Raw genomic sequence first — 25,061 nt, forward strand, 5'->3', positions numbered from 1 at the left:
TAATATTTTAATTAAGATTTAAGGATAAAGATGAAAAAAATTGCTCTCATAGGAACAACTGCAAGTGGCAAAACAAACCTAGCTCATAAACTTGCTAAAGCTTCAAATTCTATAATTTTAAGCCTTGATAGTTTATGTCTTTATAAAGAATTAAATATTATAAATGCCAAGCCAGATAATAAAATGCTAGAAGAGATTAAATACTTTGGAATAAATCTAATTAGCGTAAATGAAAATTATAATGTAGGGCTTTATTTTGATGAATACAAAAAGGCTTTAGAATTTGCAAAAAATAATGAAAAAAATCTAATCATAACAGGTGGAAGTGGATTTTATCTAAAAGCAATGCTTGATGGATTAAGCCCTAAAATTAATGATATTAATCATAATTTAAGCCTTGATGAAATCTATAATCTAATGCTAAAAATTGATAAAAACTCAAACATATCAGCAAATGATACTTATAGGCTAAATAAATGGTATAGCATTTATAAAAGTACAAATGAAATTCCTAGCCTTTGGCTAAAAGCAAATACTCAAGAAGCACTTATTAAAGAGCTTAAAATATACGATATTTTATGGGATAAAGATATTTTAAACGAAAGAATTAGGCTAAGGACTAAACAAATGCTTAGCTTAAATGCTTATGATGAAGTTATAAATTTATATAAGATTTATGGCGATACAAAAGCATTAAACTCTATTGGAGCTAAAGAAATAATTGATTGTTTTAATCAAAAAATATCTAAAGATGAATTAGAAGATTTAATCACAATTCATACAAGACAACTAGCAAAAAGACAAAGAACTTTTAATAAAAAATTTAATGCAAAAGTTTTTAATATAAAAAGCGAAGAAGATTTGCAAAACGCATATGAAAGTATTTTAAGCTCACTTTAATAAAAATATTTTTAATCCAAATTCTAAAAAAGAATTTGAATTAAAATAAAAATTATTTAAACCAAGATTTAATAGTATCAAATATCCCGTGTTGTTGCTCTTTAGCATCATTTTTGATACCAAAACTCTCATTTAATTTTTCTAATAATTCTTTTTGTTCTGCATTTATATGTTTTGGATACATAATACTAAGTTGGACAAATTGATCCCCTGTTCTTCTTGTATGATGGTTTTTAACACCTTCGCCACTAATTTTTACAAGTTGTTTATCGCTTAAGCCAAATGGAATTTGAATACTAGCTTCTCCTCTAATAGTAGGAACAATGATAGTAGAACCTAATGCTGCTTGGGTAAATAAGATTGGAACATCTATATAAATATCATCACCTTTTCTAACAAACCTATCATCTCTTGCTACACGAAGTTTTATATACAAATCAGAACGCTCATTAGAGTTAATCTCATTTCCTTTATTAGAGCATTTTAAAGTTACTCCGTTATCAACTCCTTCAGGAATAGTTACTTCTAATTCTTCTTTTTTATTTTCTTTTCCACTACCTTGACAAGATGAACATTTATCTTTTACTACTTTACCTTTACCGCCACACACATCACAAGTGCTAACCATTTGGAAAAAGCCTTTTCTAATAGCTATTTTGCCCTTGCCATTACATCTTGAGCAAGTAGTTGTAGTTTTACTTGCCGAGCCTGTTCCATCGCACTTAATACAATTTGCTTTATAAGAATAATTAACTTTCTTTTTACAACCAAAAATAGCTTCTTTAAAACCTAATTCAAGAGTAATAAATAAATCTTCATCAATTTCTTCATCATCACTATCGCCAAAGCCACCAAAAATATCACTAAAAATATCACTAAAATTTGAAAATCCTTCAAATCCAAAGCCACCAGCACCTGAACCACCATTAAGACCAGCTTCGCCGTATCTATCATATCTAGCTCTTTTAGTGTCATCACTTAAGGTTTCATAAGCTACATTGATTTCTTTAAACTTTTCTTCAGCATCTTTATCGCCTTGATTTCTGTCAGGATGATATTTCAATGCCAATTTTCTATAAGCTTTTTTAATTTCTTCAGAACTAGCATTTTTACTAACTCCTAGAATTTCATAAAAGTCACGCATCTTTTTCCTTTTGCAATTTATCATTTATAAATTAATTATTGTTAGAATGGAAAGACTTTAATAAATAAAGGTGAAAAAATGATTAATGTAATTATGATTGAAGACGAAGTGGAATTCGCTGAGTTGATTACAGAGTTTTTAGCAAGGTTTAACATAAAAGTTACAAATTACAGCACTCCTGCTGAAGGTTTAACTGCTAACTTTAGTAATTATGATTGTCTAATTTTAGACTTAACTCTACCTGGAATGGATGGATTAGAAGTATGCAAGGAAATTCGCAAGAAGTATGATATTCCTATTATCATTTCAAGCGCTAGAGGGGATACAAGTGATAAGGTTTTAGGACTTGGATTAGGGGCTGATGATTATTTACCAAAACCTTATGAGCCAACTGAATTACAAGCAAGGGTATCATCACTTGTTAGAAGATACAAAAAAAGCTTACTACCACCTGAAGAAGAAGTAAGCACATTATTCAAAGTTGAGCATGAAAAACATGAAATTTACTATGATAAAAAACCACTAAGCTTAACACCAGCTGAATATGATATATTAAGTTATCTAGTGAAAAGACATAGCTATTCAGTATCAAGAGATGAGCTAGCTAATAGCTGTAGGTCATTAAGAGAAAAAGATAGCAAAAGCTTAGATGTAATTATAGGAAGATTAAGAAGTAAGATAGGCGATAGTTCAAAAGACCCTAAACATATATTCTCTGTTCGTGGTATTGGTTATAAGCTTCTTGGCTAATGCTGTTACACTCTATTCTTAGTAAGCTAATAGCAGTTTTTGCTATTAGCATTATACTTACTATTACAGCTATTATACAAATAACTCAATACTCCAATAAGGCTTTAAGAGCTGAAAGTATAAGTAGGCTTTATTTTGCAATATTAGCTATTAATAAATTGTATGCTAGTGGTGCTGGTGTAGAAATTGATAAATACTTACAAGATATTGATTTTCAAGAAATCACAGATAAGCGTTTTATGCGTGAGCTTTGCACAAGCAATGATAAGCCAATAGACCATAAAACTAATTTTGGACTAATTCAAGGAATTGTTTATAAAGACAAATATTATTTAAAACTCATAAATCAAAAAAATAATTCATTAAAAGTTTATGAAAACACCCACAATAATAATATAAATGATGGTTTAATTAAATTATTAATATCATTAATTATTATGATGTTTTTTGCTTCTTTAATATATTGTTATAATTTAATTCAACCATTAAAGGGTCTTACAAGACATATTAGGGATTTATCAAACGGAAAAAATAGCAATTTTTCTTATTATAAAAATGATGAAATAGGATTATTAACTAAAGAATTTAATAAAGCTACTAAAAAAAATAATGAATTGGTATTGGCAAGAAGATTTTTTTTAAGAGCAATTATGCACGAGTTAAAAACACCTATTGCTAAAGGAATGTTTGCAGCAACTATGCCAGAAAGCGAAAAAAATAAAAAAATCTTAATAAGTGTATTTAAAGGTATGAATGCTTTAGTAAATGAATTTAAGCAAGTAGAAGAAATATTATCTAAAAACCATGAAGTAGTCTTAAAAGAATATTCGTATTCATATTTATTAGAGCAATCAATCAGTGCTTTATATTTAGATAATTTACAAATTATTGATGTAAAAATGAACGAAGATAGAACAATAATAGTAGATGGAGCTTTATTTATAATATTAATTAAAAATCTATTAGATAATGCTATTAAATACTCAAGCAACCATAAGTGTATAATTGAATTTCAAAAAGACTATATTAATGTAAAAAACATAGGAGAAGAAAAAGACTTTAATACAGAAGAGTATTTTAAACCATTTGCAAGGGGTAATGCAGAGCAAAGTGGATTTGGATTAGGACTTTATTTAATAAAATATATTTGTGATACTCAAGGATTTGAGCTTAAATATTTTTACGATGATGGCTATCATAACTTTAGGATTATATTGTGATACATTTTGATAATTTATGCAAAAGCATAGGAAAAATTCAAGGAATTGGCAAAAAAACTTCTTTAAAAATGGCTTATTATTTGTGTTATGAAAATAAAAATTTATTAGAAGAACTAATGAATTCTTTAGAAAATGCTAAAAAAAATATAAAAGAATGTTCTATTTGTGGTTGCTTAAGTGAAAATGAACTTTGTGATTATTGCATAAATGATGAATTAGATAATACAATTTGCTTAGTAGAAAGCCCAAAAGATGTATTTTTTATAGATGAATGTAAAGTATATGAAGGTAGATATTTTATACTTTCAAAAACCAATGAATACTATTTAAAAAAATTAGAAAAAATGATTTGCAAATACAATACAATAGAACTGGTTTTAGCCTACACACCAAGCGTTAGCACGGATACGGTGTGCTTTTATTTAGAAGATTATTTTAAACACTACAATGTAAAAGTAAGCAAAATCGCTCAAGGCGTTCCAAATGGTATTAAAATTCAAGATATTGATATTCACTCTTTAAGTAGTGCAATTTTAAATAGGGTAAGTATTGATGGGTAAAAAAACTATTATATTATTTTCATTATTAGCCTGTATTAGCGTAATATTAAATAGCATAGATGTTTATATTACACTTGATAAAAACTATCAACTAAAAGACAATGAAGGCACTAAAAATATCATCGCAAAACAAGCAAAAGCAATAGTAGATAAAATAGATAATTATGCAAAAAATCTTCCAAATTCTTTAAATTATAAAGAAAAAATTAATCTAATCAAAAAAGAAATTAATACGATTAATTTTGATAATTATCAAGAAAAAGCCTATGCTTTTAATGAGTTAGGATTTTATATAGCTCATTATTCTAAGGACTATGAGCATCAAAATATTTTTTTAGAAAAAGACACAAATAATAAATTTTATATAAAAGAACTGCTAGCAAAAATAAAAGATGAAGGATATACGAAAGCTAATATTTTTTGGACTAACTACTCAATAAGACATATAATAACTTATATCAAAAAAGATAAAAATTTAAATGTATATTATGGTTGCACTATTGATTTAGATAAAATTAAAAACTTTAAAAAAATAAAGGCAAGTTATAACGATAAAGAAAAAATACTAATTATTTTTAGCACATTATTTATTATTTTTACAATCATATGTTTTACTCTTATACAATATAAAAAAACAAGGAAAAAACAATGAAATTTATTATAAATATTTTAATATTTTGCGTATTAGCAATTGCAAATCCACTACCACCAAATGAAGCATTTAAATTCCAACTTGAAAATAATTCTCAAGCAAATTTTATAAAACTTAATCTAAATCCTGATATTTATTTATATAAAAACGAAATAAAAGTCTTATTAAACAACGAAAATATCACAAATAAATTTGACTTAAGCAATGCGGTATTAAAGGATAATGTTGAAGTCTTTTACAATACTTTAGAATTTGATTTCCCAAATTTTACATTAAAAAATAATGACAATATTAAAATTTTTTATTTAGGTTGTTCTACTGAAGGATTATGTTATCAACCACTTGTAGCGTCTTTTAATTATCAAAATGATAAATTGGTTTTAGAATACGATAACAAAGAAGCTTTAAAACTAAAAAAAGAAAAACAATCTACACAAAACGAATATGAAAGCAAGCTTTTAAATTCTTCATTTTTAATAAATATTTTAACTTTTTTTGTATCAGGAATATTATTATCTTTAACACCTTGCACCCTACCAATGATACCTATAATATCTAGTATTTTGGCAAAAAGTAGTGGTAAAAATCCAATAATTTCAAGCATTATTTATGTATTAGGAATGGCTATTAGCTATACAATAGCAGGAATAATAGCAGCTTTAGTAGGAAGTGGAGTTCAAGTATTTTTTCAAAATCCAATTGTAATCATTCTATTTTCTTTAATTTTTGTAATTTTATCATTATCAATGTTTGGCTTATTTGAACTAAAAATGCCTAACTTTATTGTAAATAGCGTAAATAAAAAAAGCTCAAAATATAGTGGAATTATCGGAGTATTTTTAATGGGGGTCTTAAGTGCTTTAATAGTAGGACCTTGTGTAGCTGCACCACTTGCTGGAATTTTAATTTATATAGCAAATAGCAATGATGTATTGCTTGGAGCTTTTTCATTATTTTTTATGAGTATAGGTATGGGAATTCCACTAATAGCAATTGGTTTTGGTTTTAAATTTATAACTGGCTCTTGGATGCAATATGTTAATAAATTTTTTGGATTTATTTTATTAGGAATAGCAATATTTTTCTTAGAAAGAATAATAAATGAGAATATTACAAATGTCTTATATGCCTTACTTGGTATTAGTTTTGTAGTATTTTTTGGCTTATTTGAAAATACTAAAAATAAATTCTTTTTATTTTTTAAAATTATTTTAGTTTTAATATTAGCTTATAGTTTTATATTATTAAACAAAACTTTTAATCCAAGTAATAATATTTCTCAACAGAATTTAGAATTCACACAAGCAAAAGAAAAATTAAATCTAAGTTCAAAAAATATTGTGTATTTTACAGCTAGCTGGTGTGAGAACTGCAAAGTTATGCAAAATACTACTTTTAAAAATGAAGAAGTTATAAATGAGTTGAAAAATTACAATTTAATCAAAATAGATTTAACTAACCCAAACCAATTTGAACAAGAAATGGCAGAGACTTATAAGGTTTTTGGACCACCAGTTTTACTTGTTTTAAACGATAAAGGCGAAGTGCTAAAACAAATAATAGGATTAGTTGATGCAAAAACTTTATTAAAAGAACTTAATTTTTAAAGCTTAAATTAATTTATTTTTGTATAATATGAGCTTTTATTTTAAGGAGATTTAATGCAAAGAACTTTATCAATCATTAAACCTGACGCTGTTAAGAAAGGTGTTATAGGTCAAATTTTAAGTCGTTTTGAAGCAAATGGCTTAAGAATTGCAGCTATTAAAAAGCTTTATTTAACAAAAGAACAAGCAGGAGAATTTTACGCAGTTCATAAAGAAAGACCATTTTATAAAGATTTAGTTGAATTTATGACTAGTGGTCCTGTTGTAGTATCTGTTTTAGAAGGCGAAAATGCAGTTGCTAAAAATCGTGAATTAATGGGAGCAACTAATCCAAAAGAGGCAGCTAAGGGAACAATAAGAGCTGATTTTGCTGAAAGTATTGACGCAAACGCAGTGCATGGTAGTGATAGTTTAGAAAATGCTAAAATAGAAATAGAGTTTTTCTTTAATAAACTTGAAATAAATTAAAATGAAAATTGCTTTTAGTAAAATTAATTCGGTAAAATACCCTTTTAAATTAGATTTTGATAATTTAATATTAGAAGGCTTTTTAAAGAAAAAAGATAATAAAATAGTTACGCTAGACGCAGTTTTAGTAGGCAATGTAATTCATTATTGTGATAGTTGTGCTGCTGAAATTGAGATTGAAATTAATGAAAAAATTAATTTAGATTTAAGCGATGGTGTATTTAAAGATGAAGAAAACGAATTAAGCGACACTATGGAATTTTATGATGGTGAAATAGACTTAATTGAAGTATTAAAAAGCGAATTAGCTTTATATTTAAGCGATTATTTTTATTGTCAAAAATGTAAATAAGGAGAATAACATGGCAGTTCCAAAGAGAAGAGTTAGTAAAACAAGAGCAGCAAAAAGACGCACTCATTACAAAATTGAGCTAGTAAGACCAATTAAAGATAAAGATGGTAGTTGGAAATTACCTCATAGAATTAATCCAACAACTGGCGAATATTAATACCTATGATAAAAGTTGCTGTTGATGCTATGGGTGGAGATTTTTCTTTCCCCCCAATAATTAGTGGAGTTATAAAAGCGTTAAAAGAAAAAGATAATTTTAGCGTTATTCTAGTTGGAGATGAAGAAAAAATAAAAAGTCAAATTCCATCAGAATTATCAAATAGAGTTGAATTTGTTCATACTACCGATGTTTTTGATATGGATGAAAATTCTACAGATGTTTTAAAACGCAAAGACAGCAGTATTTATAAAGCAGTTGAATTAGTAAGAAACCACGAAGCAAATGCAGTTGTTTCGGCTGGGCATAGTGGTGCTACAATGAGCCTTGCAACCCTTAGAATAGGTAGAGTAAAAGGTGTTTTAAGACCTGCTATCGCAACTTTAATGCCTACTTTTAACGGCAGGGTTTTGGTATTAGATGTAGGTGCTAATGTTGATTGCGAAGAAGAAAATTTATTACAATTTGCAATAATGGGCGAAGCTTATGCAAAAGAAGTAATGAATATAAAAAATCCTAAAATTGCACTACTTTCAAACGGAGAAGAAGATTGCAAAGGAAACAAACTTACAAAAGACACACATAAATTATTAAGAGAACATTTAAGCAATTTTATGGGCAATGTTGAAGGCGGACATATATTTGCTGGAGAATGTGATGTGGTAGTTTGCGATGGATTTACTGGAAATATATTATTAAAAACTGCAGAAGGTGCTGTAGGCATTTTTGCTAAGTTGTTAAAAAATGAGATTAAAAAATCATCATTGTCAAAACTTGGTTATATGCTTAGCAAAGGTGCATTTAATGCTTTAAAACAGCATTTAGACTACGACCAATATGGTGGAGCTCCATTATTAGGAATTGATGGATGTGCTATCATTAGCCACGGAAAAAGCAATGAAGAAGCTATAAAAAATGCAATTTTTCAAGCTTTAAAATTTGCTAATTCAAATGTAAATAAAGTGATTGAAGATGAAATTAAAAGCTTGCATTAAAAGTATTGCTTCGTATTTACCAGAAAAAACACTAACAAATAAAGATTTTGAAAGTTTTTTAGATACAAGTGATGAATGGATATTAAAAAGAACAGGAATTAGGCAAAGATATATTGCTAGTGAAACTGAAAACACTAGCGATTTAGCATATAAAGCAGCTATCAAAGCTATACAAAGAGCTAAAATTCAAACTAATGAAATAGATTTAATAATAGTAGCTACATTAAGTCCTGATTATTTTACTATGCCATCAACTGCGGTAGTTGTAGCAAATAAACTTGGATTAAAAGGTGTAAGTGCATTTGATATAAGTGCTGCTTGTTCTGGATTTATTTATATGCTTGAGCTTGCTCGTTCTATGGTTGAAAGTGGTGCTAAAAAAAATGTATTAATAATAGGAGCTGAAAAAATATCTTCAATTCTTGATTATACAGATAGAACTACTTGTGTTTTATTTGGAGATGGTGCTGGAGCTTGCGTTGTAAGTGCAAGTGAAGGTAAAGGAATTATAGATATTCATACAGGAAGCGATGGAGAATTTAAAGATTTATTATGCACTAAGCGTTCAAATCAAACAAAACAATTAGAGCCTATTAAACTTGAAATGAAAGGCAATGAAGTATTTAAAGTAGCTGTTAAAACATTATCAGATGATGTGTCGTATTTATTAGATAAAAACAAACTTAAAACAAGTGATATAGATTTATTTATACCGCATCAAGCAAATCTTAGAATTATCTCTTATGTTCAAGAAAAACTTGGCTTAAGCGATGAGCAATGTGTTGTATGTGTTGATAAATTTGGTAATACTTCAGCTGCGTCAATTCCAATAGCTATCAATGAAGCTTACGAACAAGGTCGTTTAACAAATGGCAAATTAATGCTTTTAGATGCATTTGGCGGCGGATTTACTTGGGGTAGTGCTTTAGCTTATTTTGATGGGATTGATTATAAGAATTTATAAATTTCAAATCATATTACTATTTATAAAAAAATTTAATTAAGTATATTTTTGTTATAAAATCTTGAAAGTATATTTATTTAACTTATTAATTAAAATTTTTGCAATATTTTTATAAACTTTATTATTCAAATCTTCTTTATTTTCAAGAGATTTAGTATAAATATTATAAATTATTTTAATATTAATTTTAATTTAAGTTTTAAAATGTATAATCCAAACTTATTTTTATTTTAAGTCTTGTTAGCTCAGCAGGTAGAGCATCTCACTTTTAATGAGGGGGCCGCTGGTTCGAATCCAGCACAGGACACCATTTTTTTTGATCCAGGTTTGAGACCCTTTCGTCTAGTGGCTCAGGACGCCATTCTCTCCGTTTGGAAACGAGAGTTCAAATCTTTCAAGGGTCGCCATGGTCGCTTAGCTCAGTTGGTAGAGCGCCACCCTTACAAGGTGGATGTCATAAGTTCGAGTCTTATAGCGACCACCATTCATTAAATTCGGTTGCGGCGGTAGTTCAGCTGGTTAGAATATCGGCCTGTCACGCCGGAGGTCGCGGGTTCGAGCCCCGTCCGCCGCGCCATTTAATTTCGCTTAAGATAAATCAATTTTCCCAAGTTTTTTAATAAGTCAAATTAATTTTTGTATAAATATTTTCTAACTCAATAATAACTACAAATATTTTAAAAATACATTGTTAAAAGCAACAATAAAATATACTTATAAAAACCTAAATTCAAGTTATTATAAAACTTTTAAAAATATTAAAATTATTAATTCAAATTCTTTATAAATTTAAACGCAAAATATATTTATCATTTAAGCTAGAATTAAAAATGGGGGGGGGTATAATACTTTTTTTAATTTTTTAAAAGGAGTTTTTATGTCTTATGTAGAACAAGTTTTAGGTGCAGATGAAAGCGTTGTTTTAAAAGCCAAAGTTAGTATTTTTGCTTTTATAGGTGATTTATTTGCTATTTTAATTTTAGCAATTTTAAGTATTGCTATTCATCCTTTTATTGCTATATTTATCATCTTTCTTTTACTTCGTATGTTCGTTATCATTACAACAACAGAACTTGCTTTAACAAATAGAAAAGTTATAGCTAAATTTGGCTTTATTAGAAGAGATACAATAGAGCTAAGATTAGAAAAAATAGAAAGTATCAGAGTTGGTCAAGGAATTCTTGGTAGGATTTTTAATTTTGGCACAATATTTATAAATGGTGCTGGTTCTTCTGCACCTGTTCCTTTTATTGGTGAACCAATAAAATTCAAAAAAAGTGTAGATGAATATATAGAAAATAAATTATCAAAATAAGCCCTATTTCTAGGGCTATTTTTTAAAACGAATATCTTAAAGTTCCGTTTATATTGTAGTTTGTATTATATTTTCCACTAAATGATTTTTCAGCATCTAAGCTAAACTTAGTATTTTTACCTAAGTTAAAATTAGCTCCTACACTTGCAAATCCACGACTATCTTTAAAGCCTTTTTCAACTCTTGTAGTTGTGCCATCGCTTAAAGTTATAGTAGGAGTGTTATTTAAATCAAATGCCCCGCCAACACTAGCTCTTAAACCAAAAGTATCATTAATATTCGCACCAGCACTTAAAGCAACTTTTGCTGCTCCCATAAATTTACCTTCGCTTTTTAAAGTAACTTTATCATTACCCTTTAAACTAGCCATAGGAACATAGCCAAGGATTAATTCAGCACTAGGCTCAAGATAAAAATCACTTCCCATTCTATATCCAGCCTCAACGCTACCTAAAAATCCACTTCCGCTATCTTTTAAATCACCTAACCAAACATTATCTTTAAATGTTGATTTATGATTGGTGTATCTAGCTGTAGCGTCAATAAATAAGCCATCATTACCAACTAAGCTAACATAAGCACCAATGCCGTGATTTTTCACCTTAGAACTACTTGAATTACTTGTGCTTTGACCTATATTTGCCATTACACCTGAATATAATTCGCCATAATTTGTGCTAGTTTGCTTATCTGCACCAAATTGCACTTCATAGTATTTTATTTTAGCACTATCAATCTTGCCTTCGCCACCAAAACTTCTAATCCAAATTCCAGCATTTTTGCCATCATTATTTCTTAGTTCGCCCATTCTTTTGTTTAGATTGTTCCATTCACTAACATAAGAATAATAAGTCTGATTTAGCATATTTTTTGCATCTGTTAAAGCCTTAGTATTAGCACCTTTTAAAGTAAGTTCAATCTCATTACCATTAATGTTAGACCCTACTTTAATAGCTTCTTCAATTGCAGCGTTTTTAATATCTGTTTGCGCTTCTTCAATTGCTTTATCAAGGCTAGTTTCACTTGCTACAATCTTGCTTGTATCATTTGCAACTTTATTAGCATTTGCCATTACCTCATCACTTGCAGTTCCTTTTGCAACTTCATTTGCTTTTTGAGCGATTGCACCTACGCTTGAGCTTGCATTATCTAAGATACTCTTATCAGCACCACTTTTGCTATCAGCACTAAAATTATCACTTGTCTTACTAGCATCAGCCCTACTTGCAGCCGCATTAATAGGATTTGCTACAACTGAATAATAAATATAATCCTCATCTCCTTGCTTTAATGTCCCGCTTAATATATTTTTCTTATCTAATGAATATACACTTAGACCATCATAAACTCCGATTTTTGTAACGAAGTCTTCTGCTGTTGCATTTCCATTTCCAATCTTTAATAAAGCTAGTGGAAGATTTGCTAGATTACTTGCATCAGCTTTGCCATTATTTACACTTAAACCAAGTAATCCTATTTCATTTGCCTTACCACTTGTGCTATTTCTTGCAATCATTGTGCCTAAGAATGTATTGTTTGTGCCACCCATAATAAATGTATTATTACTTGCATTTAAATCATTTGCTAAAATTCTACCTGTAATCTTAGAATTATTCACATTTAATTTATCAGCTTTCATATCGCCAAATACAATAGCGTTATTTAAATTAATGCTTGAACCTTTTGAAATAGGGTCTTTATAAAAATTCGCAGCACTAACTTGACTTGCCAATACACCAGTAGTTAAATCATCGCTAATATCAGCATTACCTATAACTTGAGCTTTGATAGCTGAACTATTGATATTTATATCTTTTGCTTGTAAAAGAGTTGTATTAGCACTCTTATCTAATTTATAAGCACTCTCTATACCTGTTAAGCTTAGATTATTTGAAGCTGCGATATTAGCGTCATAGCTAATCTCTCCGTGATACTCTCCCGCTTTTTTATCTAGCCTTTCTACATCTTCAACGATACCACTTAAGCTTAGATTTTTAGCCTTAACATCTTTATCAAATGATGAACTAACAGCATTGATTGAGCCGTAGTTTGTAACGCTTTCTCTAAATAAAGCTTTATTAGCATTTACGTTAAACTCTGCGTCTTTTAAGTTTGTTCCGTGTGTAAGCTTATTTATAACTGCATTTTTAAGAGTAATTGTTTTAGAACTTGTAGCTTTATCGTTTGCTATAATATTTTCTGCATAAGTATTTGTTAGGCTTATATTTCCATCATTTACATTGATATTTGCAAATCTTGACATTGTATTAATTGCATCATCATTGTCAATATAAGAAAATGCAGGATTATACTCTTGATTGCCGTTTTTATCTTTTACTCTTTCGCCACTTTCATCTCTTTTTTCTTCTAACAAATTCCCTAAAGCTTTTAAATCGCCCTTAGCAATATTTACATCACTTGTAAAACTTGAGTTATTAGCATTTAAATTACCTTCTGTAATATAAACACCGCCTGTATTTTCAAAACTACTAACAATAGTATTTATATCGCCTTTAGTAACTTTTACAACCCCATCTCCACTCATTTCAAAACCAGTTGCATCAATACCACCATTAGCTATCAAATCGCCAGTTTCCATCTCTTCACTATCTACATATTTTAAAGCGTCTTTATAAAATGTAGTGCTATCAATATCATGAGAATTTGAAGTTGCTGCTTTAATCAGTGGTAAGAAATATTCTTCGCTTAAGCCATCAATTTTCTTCATATCTTCGATATTTGCTATTTTTTCACCATTCAAAAGACTTGCGAAATGCTTATTTAATAATTCTTTTTGATGAGCTCCACTTATGAATTTTCCATCAGTTTCTACATTACCATTTATTTTTGTTCCATAAATTTCTATATCGCCTTTACTCTTAACTCCCTTTTTAATGTCCGAAAGGATAAATCTAGCTTTGCCGTTCTGATTATCAATAGCACCTTGAAAAGTTGTGTTAAAGCCATAGAATGAATTATTTGCACTTGCTTTAGTATTTGCTGTAACTTTACCACCGATTACTGCTGTTTCAAATTTAGCTAAATTAGAACTTGTTATATCTCCACCATATAAATCACTTGTTTGTTCGCCATGTTGGATACTAGGCTCTCTTGCTATGTATGGTTTATCATTTCCAACTGGTGTTCCCATTACATATAAATCTTTAGCACTTACGCTACCATTTACATCAGCTTCAAGTAAAATTACATCTCCATTGCCACTAATAGCTACACCACTGCTACTTTCAATAGCACCTTCATCTAAAACAAATAAATCATTATTCTCAATTGTAGTTCCTACAGATTTAATTTCTATATTTGATACATGCAAACCACTATTGTTTGTAATTTTTTTACCTTCTGCAAGATCTATTTGAATTCCATCAATCAAACCATTGATTTTGTAGTTTTTATTGGTATTTAAAAGTTTTTTAAAAAAACCTACTTTCTCTTCTGTAAATTCTGGGTCAATTAAAGCGCGATTAAAATCAACTAGGCTTTTATTATTTGTAAAACTACCTTTTAAAATGTGTTCTTTATGAACACCACCACCTTCATGGTCTAATAAAAATGCTCCATTATTTACAATATCACCTGTAATTGTTTTAAGACCTATATCTTCTTGAAAAGTTGCTTTTCCGTAGTTTTTAATAGTAATATTTTCAGCAATATCACTTGTAATTTTGTAGTAGTCTTTCTCAGCTTCTGCGTGAGTAGCTTTGTTTAACTCTAAAGCGTTTAAGCTAGTGCTAAGAATTAATGCACTCGCAACTAATGAGAGCTTAAATACCCCCCCCCCGTAATGTGTCTAGCCATGACATCTCCTTAAAAAAATAATTTTGCCTAAGCAAGTCGTGATGATAATTTATATAAATTAAATATAACTTAAATTATGTTTGATTATAAAAAATAATCAAACATAGAATTTCAATTTGCATTATTATGTAATTTATGCGGCATTTATGGTTTAAGTTATGTAATATTATTGTTTGTAGTTGTATTTTATAAATTAAAAAATATTATTGAAAGTTATAAAAATTAATCTTGTTTGATTTTTACTTTATTGTTGTGGATTTTTTCAATTTTTACAATTTCACCTTCTCTTAAGGTTAAATTATCAGTTGTTTGCCAAAATGAGCCTTTATAATAAATCATACCATTTTTAACAACGCCTTCGCCTTGAGTATTTAAAAAATCATCGTCATAATTCTCTACTTTTTTAGTTTTAACAAAAAATTTAAAAATTATAAGTAAAACAAGAGATATAACAGCAATTAATATTATTTGTAATTCTAAATCTAATGGCTTTATTAAATTAATTGCACCGACAATAATAAATCCTATAGCAAAAAATATTATATAAAAACTACCGACTAATAATTCTAAAATTCCTAAAAATATTCCTATACAAAGTAAATATAGGCTACTCATTTTTTGCCTACAAATTCTTTTAATACACTTAAAGCTCCTATTAATTCAGTGCTTTCATAAGGAACTAATATTTTATCTTTATTTTCACTTTTTGCTAAAGCTAAAAATGCTTCTACTCTGCCTTTAGCTAATAAAAACTCAGCTGCATTAATGTTTTGTGCCATTGCTTCATTTATGTTATTCATAGCTTCTTTTTGACCTTGAGCTAATGCAATTTGTTCGTATTTTTTAGCATCAGCCATTCTTTCTATTGCTTCAGCGTTTAAAACTTGCTCTTGCTTTAATGCTTCAGCATTTTTTATAAGTGCTACTTTTTGTGCTTCAGCGTTTAATTCTATAGCTCTTTTTTCTCTTTCAGCTTTCATTTGTAAATTCATTGCTTCTTCTATGCCACTAGGAACTGAAATTTCAGAAATTTCTACTCTCATAATTTTTACACCCCAGTTATCAGCAGCATCTCCAAGTGCAATTTGTAAAGCACTATTTAAACTATCACGACTACTTAAAGTATCATCAAGATACATACCGCCAATCTCGCCCCTAAGAGTTGTCATAGCTAAATTTGATATAGCTTTTTTATAATTTTCAACATTATAAAATGCCATTTTTCCATTTGTTACTTTTAGAAAAACTATCCCATCAACTAAAATATTTACATTATCTTTTGTAATAACTTGTTGTTTTTCTATATCTATTAGTTGCTCTTTAATAGTAATTACTGATTTAACCATATCAATAAAAGGAAAGATTAAATGAAATCCTCCGCTTAATTCTTTGTGAAATTTACCTAATCGCTCAACTATTACAATATCGCTTTGCGATACTATAATTATAGACTTTATTAAAATGACTATTATTAAAGCTAGTAAAACTCCAACAAAAATTAAAAATTCCATCATCTCTCCTAATTTAAATTAAATAAACATATTACTTAAATTAACATTTGCATTTTTAGTTAAAACACGCTTTCTATATACATTAGAAACTTCGCTCTCATCTCCAACTAAAAGTGCATTTGTAGCACATACAGCAGCACAAATAGGCACTCTTCCTTCGCTTATGCGGTTTTGTCCGTAAAGCTCTCTTTCTTCATCACTATTTGTCTCTTCAGGGCCTCCTGCACACATTGTACATTTATCCATTTCGCCTTTAATTCCAAATGCTCCATCTCTTGGAAATTGTGGAGCACCAAATGGACAAGCATATAAGCAATAACCACAACCAATACATTCTTTTTTATCGTGTAATACGATACCATCTTCACGAATATAAAAGCATTTAACAGGGCAAACTTGAGCACAAGGTGCGTCAGTGCAATGCTGGCATGCTATTGTCATTGACACTTCTTTGCCTTCAATACCATCATTTAAAGTAATTACTTTTCTTCTTTTAATACCAACAGGAACTTCATGTCCGCTTGAACACGCAACTTGACAAGCAAAACAACCAATACAACGATTTTTATCAACAAAAAACTTCATTCTAGCCATTTTTATGCCCTTTCTATCTTGCAAAGTCCAGCGTTAAATTCGCTAATTTGTGTATTTGGATCAAAACCATAGTTTGTAACCGTATTTGACATTTCGCCTATTGTATAAGGTTTAGTGCCTTCTGGATAGTTATGACTTAAATCAACTCCTTGTAAAACACCAGCGAAGTTGTAAGGTAAGCAAATTCTATCTGGAGTTACACTTCTATTGTGAATACATTTTACTTTAATCTTAGTTCCTTGCGGGCTATGTATCCACATCATTTCTCCATCGCCAATATTGTGTTGCATTGCAAGCTCTGGATGAACATTAGCAAACATTTCAGGTGTAATATCAGCTAAATATTTACTAGTTCTCTCAAGCATACCAGCACCACTTAGATTTACTAAACGCATTGAGCTAATGATAATAGGAAAATCCTTACTCCAGTCTTGTTTTTGTTGCTCACTCTTAAACATTGTAGTAACACGGAAATTTGGAGTTGTTTGGTCGTCAAATGTTGGATATTTTTGCACCAAATCCCATCTTGGTGAATGCACTGGCTCTCTATGTTTTGGAATTTGGTCGCTAAATTCCCAAACTATAGTTCTAGCTCTTGCATTTCCTAAGCAACAAGCACTTTTTTCACGGCATTTTTCTAATATAATTCCTGAAATATCTGTGCTCCAAGAACTACCCATTAATTCTTTTTCTTCATCACTTAATGTAATACCAAATACTTGCTCAATATTATCTTTTTTAATTTCAGGATAACCACCTTTAACCTTAGAACCAACAGGAGTGAATGAATTATCAGCTAACTGACTAACTCCATTATGCTCAAGTCCAAATCTATTTCTAAAGCCCATTCCACCTTTTTCATAAGGAACATTTGGGTTCCATAAAATAGCAGTTCCAGGGTGTTTTGCATCCCATACAGGCCAAGGTAAGCCATAATATTCGCCTTTTACATCTCCACCAATACCCATTAAAGTATCAGGGTCAAAATTAGCCCAATTTGCTTGATGTTTTCTTAAACGCTCTGCACTAATACCACGAAGACCAATTGATAATAAACCATTACTCATTTCTCTTGTAGCATCATCAGGCCATTTCGCATCAACATCATCAGGAATTACCTGAACTAATTTATGATTTTGAAGTTCAAGTTTCATACCACGAGTATATTCTGTATAAAAGCCAAATTTCTTAGCAAACATAAACATAATCTCTTGGTCTTCTTTACTTTCATAAATTGGTTTTACTACTTGGCTTCTCCATTGCATAGAACGATTTGTAGCTGTTACATATCCTTCTGTTTCAAATTGAGTTGAAGCAGGAAGTATATAAATTCCATCAGGGCGATCTGCTAAAACTGCAACTTCATTTACAAATGGTTCAGCAACTACTATTAAATCAAGTTTTTTAAGTGCTTCTTGAATTTTAACAGTGTGAGCCATAGAAGTAATTCCAGTTCCTTGAACCCAAAGAACTCTAACAGGAGCATTTGAATGAGTTGTATCCGTGCCATAAGGAACTACGCCTTTAACACCTTGCCACCAGCGAGATAAACTAAATCCTTTTTCGTGCATCCATTTTTTGCCACCATTTGCACTATCATCTACGAAGCGTTTTTGCATATCTTCATAGCTAACTCCCCAAAAATTGCAAAAATGTTTCCAAGCACCTTCAGCTAAGCCATAATAAGCAGGAAGTGTGTCTGCTAAACATCCCATATCTGTTGCACCTTGAACATTATCGTGACCACGAATAATATTAGTTCCGCCACCAGGTTTTCCAATATTTCCTAACACTAATTGTAAAATAGCTAAAATACGAGTATTTGAACTACCAACTGAATGTTGAGTAATACCTAATGACCAAAATAGTGTAGCAGGTTTTGTAGTCGCAAATAATTTTGTAACTTGAATTAGAATTTCTTCACTACATCCGCAAATATCAGCAACTTCGCTAGGAGTATATTTTTTAGCTTCTTCACGAATTAAATCAACTCCATAAGACCTATTTTTGATTATTTCTTTGTCTTCCCAACCATTTTCAAAAATAAGATTTAACATTCCATATACAAATGCAATGTCAGTTCCTGGACGAATTCTTACATAAATATCAGCATGAGCTGCACTTCTTGTAAAAATAGGATCAACTACGATTAAAGGAGCATTATTTCTATCTTTAGCTTGTAAAATATGCTTAAATCCAATAGGGTTTGCAACTGCTGAGTTTGCACCAAACATAATCATACATTTTGTATTACCTACAACATCACCAAAGTGATTTGTCATAGCGCCATATCCCCAAGTATTAGCCACACCGGCTACTGTTGCGCTGTGTCAAATTCTAGCTACGTGATCTATTGAGTTTGTTCCCCAAAATGCAGCAAATTTTCTAAAATAATATGCTTGTTGATTGTTAAACTTAGCTGAACCTAAAAACATTACGCTATCAGGACCGCTTTCTTTTCTAATATCTAGCATTTTATCGCCGATTTCATTTACAGCTTGTTCCCAGCTAATTCTTTCCCATTTACCATTAACTCTTTTTAATGGGTATTTAACACGACATTTTGATTTGGTTAAATCAATTTGGTCAATTCCCTTACAGCAATGACTTCCAAGTGAAATTGGATGGTCTATTGCGTTATTTTGTCTAACCCAAACACCATTTACTACTTCAGCTTCTATACCACAACCAGCACTACAAATAGAGCAAACTGTGCGAACACTTTTACTACCTTCATAAGGCATTTTAACTTTTTCATCTGCCTTTAAGGTTGCGTTTGTCGCACCAAATGCGGTAGTGCTTGCACCTGCAACTGCTGCAAGTTTTAAAAAGCTTCTTCTACCTAAATTACGCATTTAAATCCTTTCTATAAATTAATATGCAATTTTATAAAATTTTTCCCAGTGAAGGGTCTTTTTATATAACACTTCTTTTTTCTTTGCACGACCAGATACTACACCAGAGCTATTATTTTCGCTACTTGTTGCTGCATTTAAACCTACGCTAGCAACAGCACAGGTAGCTCCAGCACTTAATGCTTTTTTAAGAAAAGCTCTTCTTTTGTTCTCCATGGCTGCCTCCTTACTAAAATTTTAAAAAGTAACCTAAATAATACATTATTGCCTTAAAATTAGGCTTAAGAAAATAAACAAAATTATCTAAAAAATAATATTATGATAATGATAAAAAGAGTCGGTTTTGATAAGAAAAATTAAGATAAAAAAACACCTATTTTTTAAAAATATTTATGTAATAACATCTAGCATTGCTTGTGGTAAATCTACATTTTTAAATATTGCTAAAGAAAATGAAATATTTTGCATTAGTGCTGATGAAATTTCTTCAAAAGTTTTTTGCTACAAATGGAAACAAATTCGTAAAAAATTAAATATTTCAAATTCCTATTTCAAATTCTTAAAAGAAAAAAAACAAGCAGTAGCAAATGTGATTTTTAATGACAAAACAGCTAAGAAAAAATTAGAAAAAATAATGCACTCAAAAATCAAAAAAGAAATTCTCAAAAAAATCAAACAAAATAAAAATAAAATAATTTTTGTAGAAATTCCCTTGTTTTTTGAAAATAGCAATTATAATTTTTTGCTTAATAAAATTGTGATTTATTGCCCTTATGAATTATCTTTAACAAGACTTATGAATAGAAATAATTTAACAGAATTTGAAGCAAAACTAAGATTAAATTCTCAATTACATATAGACAAAAAAATAAAATTTGCAAGTTATTTAATCAAAAACGATGGTAATTTAGAAGATTTTAAAGATAACTCGCTAAAACTTATTCAAAAACTAAAGGAAAAACATGGAATTTCATAAATACTACGCAAATGGAAATGATTTTATTATTTTTCAAACTGATAATTTAGATGAAAATTATTTAAGTAAATTAGCCATAAAATTATGCAATAGACATAGTGGAATAGGTGCTGATGGACTTATTGCAATCAAAAAAAATGATAAAGATTATGATTTTACTTGGGGATTTTACAATCAAGATGGTTCAAAAGCTAATATGTGTGGTAATGGTGCAAGAGCTGCGGCACATTTTGCTTACACTCAAAATTTAGCAAATAAAAATATGAGTTTTTTAACTGGTGCAGGGATTATTAAGGCGACAATTTTTGATGATGATTTTGTAGAAATTAGATTAACTAAAGCTAAGGTTATACACGAAAATTTAGTGGAATTTCAAAATGTATTTTGCCTAATTGATACAGGTGTGCCACACCTAGTAACTCTTGATGGAGTACAAAACTACAACGAAGAAAATGCTAAATATTTAAGAGAAAAATATGACGCAAATGTAAATTACGCAACTTTTAAAGATGGGGTTTTGTATGTTAGAACTTATGAGCGTGGAGTTGGAGAAACTTTAGCTTGTGGAACTGGAATGAACGCTTGTTTTTATTACGCTAGAATGCTTAAATTAGTTGATGAAAAGGCTACTATTTATCCAAAAAGCAATGATATTTGCGAAGTGAGTTTTAAAGATGATTATTTATATTTTAAAGCACAAGTTAAAAAAATTTTTAGCACTACGCTTGATTGTTAAATAATTTTGCTAGTATTTTGATATTTTTTGATGTAGAAGGGATGATGAAATTACAATATACTAATGATATGTTAAGCTTACAACAAGCTTTAAATAACGCAACTTGCGGAATTGGTTGGGAAAAAGGTTATACAAAGGAAAATCGCTTGATTGATTTTGCTCGTTGTATTTATATGGAATGTGCTGAACTCGTTGATTCTATGCCTTGGAAACATTGGAAAAGCATAGATGCTAGTTGGGATTTAGAAAATATTCAAATTGAATTAGTTGATATTTGGCATTTTATTTTAAGCCTTGCAATTATGCAAAATCAACAAAAAGAACTTATAAACACGATTTCAGAATTTAAATTCAATAAAACAAATAAAAATTTAAATGATATTTTAGAACTTTCAAGAGAATTAATTCACACAAGTAGTGCAAAAGAGCTAAACATAACGCAAATTACAGAAATATTTTTAAAGCTAATGTGTAGTTGTGAGTTAGAATTTACAAGACTTTATAAAATCTACATTGGTAAAAATGTCTTAAATAAATTCCGCCAAGATAACGGCTATAAAAATGGAACTTATAAAAAACTTTGGAATGGTAAAGAAGACAATGTAATCTTATATGAACTACTAGAGCAAAATGATATAAACTATGATAGTTTGTATAAAAATCTTAATGAAATTTATAAAAATTTAAAGGATTAATAATGGAAATAATAGGATATTACGATAAAGATAAAAATATTTATGATACTTTAAGCACTGATGGAGCAGGACTTGAGCCAATTTTCTATGATGATAGTCCTATGGCACTTGAAATCATTCGCCATAGCTGTGCTCACCTTTTAGCTGAAGCTATTACACAATTATATAAAAATGCTAAATTTTTCGTAGGACCTTGCGTTGATGAAGGTTTTTATTATGATTTTAAAGTAGATGAAAAAATCAGCGAAGAAGATTTAAAAGTAATTGAAGATAAAATGAAAGAGCTTGCAAAAAAAGGCTCTCCTATGATAAAAAATACGATGAGCTATGAAGCTGCTTGTGAAAAGTTTAAAAATGATGAATTAAAACAAGCAGTTTTAAGTCGTTTAAGTGGAGAAATTAGCACATATTCTCAAGGTGAATTTACCGACTTATGTCGTGGGCCACATTTACCACACACTAAAATGCTTAAGAATTTTAAATTAACAAAATTAGCAGGTGCTTATTTAGGCGGCGATGAAAAAAATGAAATGCTAGTTAGAATTTATGGTATCGCATTTGCAACAAAAGAAGCTTTAAAAGACTATCTAACAATGATAGAAGAAGCTAAAAAAAGAGACCATAGAAAACTAGGAAATGATTTAAAATTATTCACATTTAGCGAACAAATTGGTGGCGGCTTACCATTATGGCTTAAAAATGGTGCAAGAGTTAGAAATAAATTAGAGCATATTTTATATAAAGCTCATAGGGTTAGATTTTATGAGCCTGTTCGTGGCCCTGAATTACTAAATTCTAGCGTTTGGAAAACAAGCGGACATTATGCAAACTATAAAGAAAATATGTATTTTACTAGAATTGATGAGCAAGAATACGGAATAAAACCAATGAACTGCGTAGGACATGTATTCTGCTATAAAAGTGAAGGTAGAAGTTATAAAGATTTGCCTATTAAATTCTTTGAATACGGAATGGTTCATCGCCACGAGATGAGTGGGGCTTTACACGGACTTTTAAGAGTTCGTGAATTTACTCAAGACGATAGCCATATTTTCTGTATGCCAAGTCAAATAAAAACCTTAGTAAAAGAGATTTTAGATTTTGCTAAAAAAATTATGGTAACTTTTGGATTTGAATGGGAACTAGAAATCTCAACAAAACCTGAAAAATCAATAGGAAGTGATGAGATTTGGGAAGTTGCTACAAAAGCTTTAATGGAAGCTTTAGATGAAGAAGGTATTAAATACGGAGTTGATGAAGGTGGTGGAGCTTTCTATGGTCCAAAAATTGATATTAAAATCCTAGACGCACTTAAACGCAAATGGCAATGTGGAACTATTCAAGTAGATTTTAACCTACCTGAAAGATTTGAGCTTGAATATACAGACGAAAACAATGAGAAAAAACGCCCTGTAATGCTTCATCGTGCTTTACTTGGAAGTTTTGAAAGATTTTTAGGCATATTGCTTGAACATACAGCAGGAGAATTACCATTCTTTATAGCTCCAATTCAAGTTATGATTTTACCAGTAGGTGAAAAGCATATTGAGTATTCAAAAGCATTACAAAAAGAATTATTAGAGCTTGGAGTTGATGCTGATATTAATGAGAAAAACGATACTTTAGGTAAAAAAATAAGAAATGCAGAAATGTTAAAAGTGCCTTATATAGCAGTAATCGGAGATGAAGAAATAAATAATAATCAAGTAGCTTTAAGAGATAGAAGAGCTAAACAACAATCAACACTTACAATGGAGGAATTTTTGAAACTAATTAAAGAAAAACAAAACGAGGTAGTATTTTGAGTAAAGAAAAAGATGTATTGTTAAATGAAGAAATAGATTTAGCAGAGGTTAGATGTATAGGTGATGATGGAGCACAATATGGCATAATTAGTAGCGATGAAGCTAATGCACTTGCTAATCGTTTAGGGCTTGATTTGGTATTAATCGCAAAAGATGCTAAGCCACCTGTTTGTAAGATTATGGACTATGGCAAGTTTTGCTATCAGCAAGAAAAAAAGCTAAAAGATGCTAAGAAAAAGCAAAAGGTAGTAGAAGTTAAAGAAATCAAACTTTCTGTAAAAATTGCTCAAAATGATATTAACTATAAAGTTAAACACGCTATTGAGTTTTTAAAATCAGGAAAGCATGTTAGATTTAGAGTATTTTTAAAAGGTCGTGAATTAAGCAATCCACAATCAGGTGAAGAACTGCTTTTAAAAATTTATGAAGAAATTAGCGATATTGCAAATATGGATAAAGCACCTTTATTTGAAGGTCGCTACATTAATATGCTTTGCACCCCAAAAAGCACTAAAAAATAAAAACTTATCATTAAGGCAATTAATTTGCCTTAATCTTTATAATAATTATTGAAATTTATTGATATTTTTAAAAAAAATCATTTATATTTATTAATCTTTAAGTTAGATTTTAAGATAATAGCATTTCAATTTTTTTTAAAGGAATGTTATGAAACAAAATTTTACTTACACGGGGGGGGGTATTTAAACTCTCATTAATTGCAAGTCTATGTATCTCTTCAAACTTATTTGGTGCTACTAGCGTAGTTAATCTTGATGCAGTCAATTCATTTAATTCAAAAACTCATAATGGCTTAACAAACCCATTTAGAACAAATCAAGATGCTAATTATTTTAAAACCAATCTTACAAATATTAATTCTATTGAATTAAACGCTCCTAATATAAAAGATGCTTATTACAATATTGAAAGCAATCAAAAAGCATTTGATATAAGCTTTAATAATACATATTTTGATACAAATGCAA

General features: G+C 29.5%; 24 protein-coding genes and 4 tRNA genes. 21 read left to right on the top strand and 7 right to left on the bottom strand.

What is annotated here, in order from left to right; translation table 11 throughout:
• Window positions 1-30: 30 nt before the first annotated feature.
• Window positions 31-900: a tRNA (adenosine(37)-N6)-dimethylallyltransferase MiaA gene (miaA, locus tag AVBRAN9333_RS02195; protein WP_336609354.1), complete on the top strand. Its 870-nt coding sequence runs from the start codon at window positions 31-33 to the stop codon at window positions 898-900.
• A gap of 52 nt (window positions 901-952) precedes the next feature.
• Here the strand turns inward: miaA and dnaJ are convergent, their stop codons facing one another.
• Window positions 953-2,044 (bottom strand): molecular chaperone DnaJ, encoded by a 1,092-nt coding sequence (gene dnaJ / locus AVBRAN9333_RS02200; RefSeq protein ID WP_214116926.1) that lies wholly within the window; start codon window positions 2,042-2,044, stop codon window positions 953-955.
• 78 nt (window positions 2,045-2,122) lie between these two features.
• On the opposite strand from dnaJ, the gene AVBRAN9333_RS02205 reads away from it, so the two are divergent.
• The 15 genes from AVBRAN9333_RS02205 to AVBRAN9333_RS02275 all read left to right on the top strand — a co-directional run bounded on the left by AVBRAN9333_RS02205 (window position 2,123) and on the right by AVBRAN9333_RS02275 (window position 11,084).
• Window positions 2,123-2,794 (top strand): response regulator transcription factor, encoded by a 672-nt coding sequence (locus AVBRAN9333_RS02205; RefSeq protein WP_214116928.1) that lies wholly within the window; start codon window positions 2,123-2,125, stop codon window positions 2,792-2,794.
• Window positions 2,794-4,014 (top strand): ArsS family sensor histidine kinase, encoded by a 1,221-nt coding sequence (locus tag AVBRAN9333_RS02210; protein WP_214116929.1) that lies wholly within the window; start codon window positions 2,794-2,796, stop codon window positions 4,012-4,014. Before AVBRAN9333_RS02205 ends, AVBRAN9333_RS02210 begins: the two co-directional genes overlap by 1 nt.
• Window positions 4,011-4,574, top strand: coding sequence for a recombination protein RecR (locus tag AVBRAN9333_RS02215; RefSeq protein ID WP_214120267.1), 564 nt, complete (start codon window positions 4,011-4,013; stop codon window positions 4,572-4,574). The genes AVBRAN9333_RS02210 and AVBRAN9333_RS02215 overlap by 4 nt, the downstream gene beginning before the upstream one ends.
• The gene (locus AVBRAN9333_RS02220; RefSeq protein ID WP_214116933.1) at window positions 4,564-5,226 is read left to right on the top strand and encodes a hypothetical protein; all 663 of its coding nucleotides are present in this window, start codon (window positions 4,564-4,566) and stop codon (window positions 5,224-5,226) included. Before AVBRAN9333_RS02215 ends, AVBRAN9333_RS02220 begins: the two co-directional genes overlap by 11 nt.
• A complete protein-coding gene (gene dsbD / locus AVBRAN9333_RS02225) occupies window positions 5,223-6,833 on the top strand; it encodes a protein-disulfide reductase DsbD (protein ID WP_336609355.1) in 1,611 nt (536 codons plus the stop codon). Before AVBRAN9333_RS02220 ends, dsbD begins: the two co-directional genes overlap by 4 nt.
• A gap of 54 nt (window positions 6,834-6,887) precedes the next feature.
• Window positions 6,888-7,301 carry a nucleoside-diphosphate kinase gene (gene ndk, locus AVBRAN9333_RS02230; RefSeq protein WP_214116937.1) on the top strand — a complete coding sequence of 138 codons (414 nt, stop codon included), beginning with the start codon at window positions 6,888-6,890 and terminating at the stop codon, window positions 7,299-7,301.
• Window position 7,302: 1 nt separating this feature from the next.
• Window positions 7,303-7,653, top strand: a complete 351-nt coding sequence (locus AVBRAN9333_RS02235) for a hypothetical protein (protein ID WP_336609356.1) — start codon at window positions 7,303-7,305, stop codon at window positions 7,651-7,653.
• A 10-nt stretch (window positions 7,654-7,663) separates the two neighbouring features.
• Window positions 7,664-7,810: a 50S ribosomal protein L32 gene (rpmF, locus tag AVBRAN9333_RS02240; protein ID WP_214116941.1), complete on the top strand. Its 147-nt coding sequence runs from the start codon at window positions 7,664-7,666 to the stop codon at window positions 7,808-7,810.
• A gap of 5 nt (window positions 7,811-7,815) precedes the next feature.
• Window positions 7,816-8,805 (top strand): phosphate acyltransferase PlsX, encoded by a 990-nt coding sequence (gene plsX / locus AVBRAN9333_RS02245; protein WP_214150181.1) that lies wholly within the window; start codon window positions 7,816-7,818, stop codon window positions 8,803-8,805.
• Window positions 8,783-9,769, top strand: a complete 987-nt coding sequence (locus AVBRAN9333_RS02250; protein ID WP_336609357.1) for a beta-ketoacyl-ACP synthase III — start codon at window positions 8,783-8,785, stop codon at window positions 9,767-9,769. The genes plsX and AVBRAN9333_RS02250 overlap by 23 nt, the downstream gene beginning before the upstream one ends.
• 234 nt (window positions 9,770-10,003) lie before the next feature.
• Window positions 10,004-10,079: transfer RNA gene (locus AVBRAN9333_RS02255), tRNA-Lys, on the top strand.
• 21 nt (window positions 10,080-10,100) lie between these two features.
• Window positions 10,101-10,176, top strand: a tRNA-Glu gene (locus tag AVBRAN9333_RS02260).
• A 1-nt stretch (window position 10,177) separates the two neighbouring features.
• Window positions 10,178-10,253: transfer RNA gene (locus AVBRAN9333_RS02265), tRNA-Val, on the top strand.
• 16 nt (window positions 10,254-10,269) lie between these two features.
• A tRNA-Asp gene (locus AVBRAN9333_RS02270) sits at window positions 10,270-10,346 on the top strand.
• Window positions 10,347-10,646: 300 nt separating this feature from the next.
• A complete protein-coding gene (locus AVBRAN9333_RS02275; RefSeq protein ID WP_214120264.1) occupies window positions 10,647-11,084 on the top strand; it encodes a PH domain-containing protein in 438 nt (145 codons plus the stop codon).
• 22 nt (window positions 11,085-11,106) lie between these two features.
• Here the strand turns inward: AVBRAN9333_RS02275 and AVBRAN9333_RS02280 are convergent, their stop codons facing one another.
• From AVBRAN9333_RS02280 to AVBRAN9333_RS02305, 6 genes are all read right to left on the bottom strand, one after another.
• Window positions 11,107-14,475: an autotransporter outer membrane beta-barrel domain-containing protein gene (locus AVBRAN9333_RS02280; RefSeq protein ID WP_336609358.1), complete on the bottom strand. Its 3,369-nt coding sequence runs from the start codon at window positions 14,473-14,475 to the stop codon at window positions 11,107-11,109.
• 647 nt (window positions 14,476-15,122) lie between these two features.
• On the bottom strand, window positions 15,123-15,515 hold the full coding sequence (locus AVBRAN9333_RS02285) for an NfeD family protein (RefSeq protein WP_214120579.1): 393 nt from the start codon (window positions 15,513-15,515) through the stop codon (window positions 15,123-15,125).
• Window positions 15,512-16,414 (bottom strand): SPFH domain-containing protein, encoded by a 903-nt coding sequence (locus AVBRAN9333_RS02290; protein WP_336609359.1) that lies wholly within the window; start codon window positions 16,412-16,414, stop codon window positions 15,512-15,514. Before AVBRAN9333_RS02290 ends, AVBRAN9333_RS02285 begins: the two co-directional genes overlap by 4 nt.
• 15 nt (window positions 16,415-16,429) lie before the next feature.
• Window positions 16,430-17,005, bottom strand: a complete 576-nt coding sequence (gene fdh3B, locus AVBRAN9333_RS02295; RefSeq protein ID WP_214116984.1) for a formate dehydrogenase FDH3 subunit beta — start codon at window positions 17,003-17,005, stop codon at window positions 16,430-16,432.
• Window positions 17,006-17,007: 2 nt separating this feature from the next.
• The gene (locus AVBRAN9333_RS02300; RefSeq protein ID WP_336609360.1) at window positions 17,008-19,860 is read right to left on the bottom strand and encodes a formate dehydrogenase subunit alpha; all 2,853 of its coding nucleotides are present in this window, start codon (window positions 19,858-19,860) and stop codon (window positions 17,008-17,010) included.
• Window positions 19,861-19,878: 18 nt separating this feature from the next.
• Entirely contained in the window at window positions 19,879-20,076 is a 198-nt protein-coding gene (locus AVBRAN9333_RS02305; protein WP_214116989.1) for a twin-arginine translocation signal domain-containing protein, read from the bottom strand.
• A 127-nt stretch (window positions 20,077-20,203) separates the two neighbouring features.
• Between AVBRAN9333_RS02305 and coaE the strand changes: the two genes are divergently transcribed.
• From coaE to infC, 5 genes are read left to right on the top strand one after another with little or no spacing between them, the layout of a single operon-like run.
• A complete protein-coding gene (gene coaE, locus AVBRAN9333_RS02310; protein ID WP_239803072.1) occupies window positions 20,204-20,836 on the top strand; it encodes a dephospho-CoA kinase in 633 nt (210 codons plus the stop codon).
• Complete coding sequence (dapF, locus tag AVBRAN9333_RS02315) at window positions 20,823-21,572, top strand: diaminopimelate epimerase (RefSeq protein WP_214119573.1); 750 nt, start codon at window positions 20,823-20,825, stop codon at window positions 21,570-21,572. Before coaE ends, dapF begins: the two co-directional genes overlap by 14 nt.
• Window positions 21,566-22,267, top strand: a complete 702-nt coding sequence (locus AVBRAN9333_RS02320; protein ID WP_420707988.1) for a dUTP diphosphatase — start codon at window positions 21,566-21,568, stop codon at window positions 22,265-22,267. The genes dapF and AVBRAN9333_RS02320 overlap by 7 nt, the downstream gene beginning before the upstream one ends.
• Before the next feature lie 2 nt (window positions 22,268-22,269).
• Entirely contained in the window at window positions 22,270-24,072 is a 1,803-nt protein-coding gene (gene thrS, locus AVBRAN9333_RS02325; protein WP_214117010.1) for a threonine--tRNA ligase, read from the top strand.
• A complete protein-coding gene (infC, locus tag AVBRAN9333_RS02330; RefSeq protein ID WP_214117012.1) occupies window positions 24,069-24,593 on the top strand; it encodes a translation initiation factor IF-3 in 525 nt (174 codons plus the stop codon). The genes thrS and infC overlap by 4 nt, the downstream gene beginning before the upstream one ends.
• Window positions 24,594-25,061 lie beyond the last annotated feature (468 nt).

It is taken from the genome of Campylobacter sp. RM9333 (assembly GCF_020137705.1).
In the GTDB taxonomy this organism is placed as follows: Bacteria; Campylobacterota; Campylobacteria; order Campylobacterales; family Campylobacteraceae; genus Campylobacter_E.

Excerpts from the sequence above, each read along its gene's own strand:
- miaA (WP_336609354.1), top strand. The coding sequence starts at position 31 with ATGAAAAAAATTGCTCTCATAGGAACAACTGCAAGTGGCAAAACAAAC.
- dnaJ (WP_214116926.1), bottom strand. The coding sequence starts at position 2,044 with ATGCGTGACTTTTATGAAATTCTAGGAGTTAGTAAAAATGCTAGTTCT.
- AVBRAN9333_RS02205 (WP_214116928.1), top strand. The coding sequence starts at position 2,123 with ATGATTAATGTAATTATGATTGAAGACGAAGTGGAATTCGCTGAGTTG.
- AVBRAN9333_RS02210 (WP_214116929.1), top strand. The coding sequence starts at position 2,794 with ATGCTGTTACACTCTATTCTTAGTAAGCTAATAGCAGTTTTTGCTATT.
- dsbD (WP_336609355.1), top strand. The coding sequence starts at position 5,223 with ATGAAATTTATTATAAATATTTTAATATTTTGCGTATTAGCAATTGCA.
- ndk (WP_214116937.1), top strand. The coding sequence starts at position 6,888 with ATGCAAAGAACTTTATCAATCATTAAACCTGACGCTGTTAAGAAAGGT.
- AVBRAN9333_RS02235 (WP_336609356.1), top strand. The coding sequence starts at position 7,303 with ATGAAAATTGCTTTTAGTAAAATTAATTCGGTAAAATACCCTTTTAAA.
- rpmF (WP_214116941.1), top strand. The coding sequence starts at position 7,664 with ATGGCAGTTCCAAAGAGAAGAGTTAGTAAAACAAGAGCAGCAAAAAGA.
- plsX (WP_214150181.1), top strand. The coding sequence starts at position 7,816 with ATGATAAAAGTTGCTGTTGATGCTATGGGTGGAGATTTTTCTTTCCCC.
- AVBRAN9333_RS02250 (WP_336609357.1), top strand. The coding sequence starts at position 8,783 with ATGAAATTAAAAGCTTGCATTAAAAGTATTGCTTCGTATTTACCAGAA.
- AVBRAN9333_RS02275 (WP_214120264.1), top strand. The coding sequence starts at position 10,647 with ATGTCTTATGTAGAACAAGTTTTAGGTGCAGATGAAAGCGTTGTTTTA.
- AVBRAN9333_RS02285 (WP_214120579.1), bottom strand. The coding sequence starts at position 15,515 with ATGAGTAGCCTATATTTACTTTGTATAGGAATATTTTTAGGAATTTTA.
- AVBRAN9333_RS02290 (WP_336609359.1), bottom strand. The coding sequence starts at position 16,414 with ATGATGGAATTTTTAATTTTTGTTGGAGTTTTACTAGCTTTAATAATA.
- fdh3B (WP_214116984.1), bottom strand. The coding sequence starts at position 17,005 with ATGGCTAGAATGAAGTTTTTTGTTGATAAAAATCGTTGTATTGGTTGT.
- AVBRAN9333_RS02305 (WP_214116989.1), bottom strand. The coding sequence starts at position 20,076 with ATGGAGAACAAAAGAAGAGCTTTTCTTAAAAAAGCATTAAGTGCTGGA.
- dapF (WP_214119573.1), top strand. The coding sequence starts at position 20,823 with ATGGAATTTCATAAATACTACGCAAATGGAAATGATTTTATTATTTTT.
- thrS (WP_214117010.1), top strand. The coding sequence starts at position 22,270 with ATGGAAATAATAGGATATTACGATAAAGATAAAAATATTTATGATACT.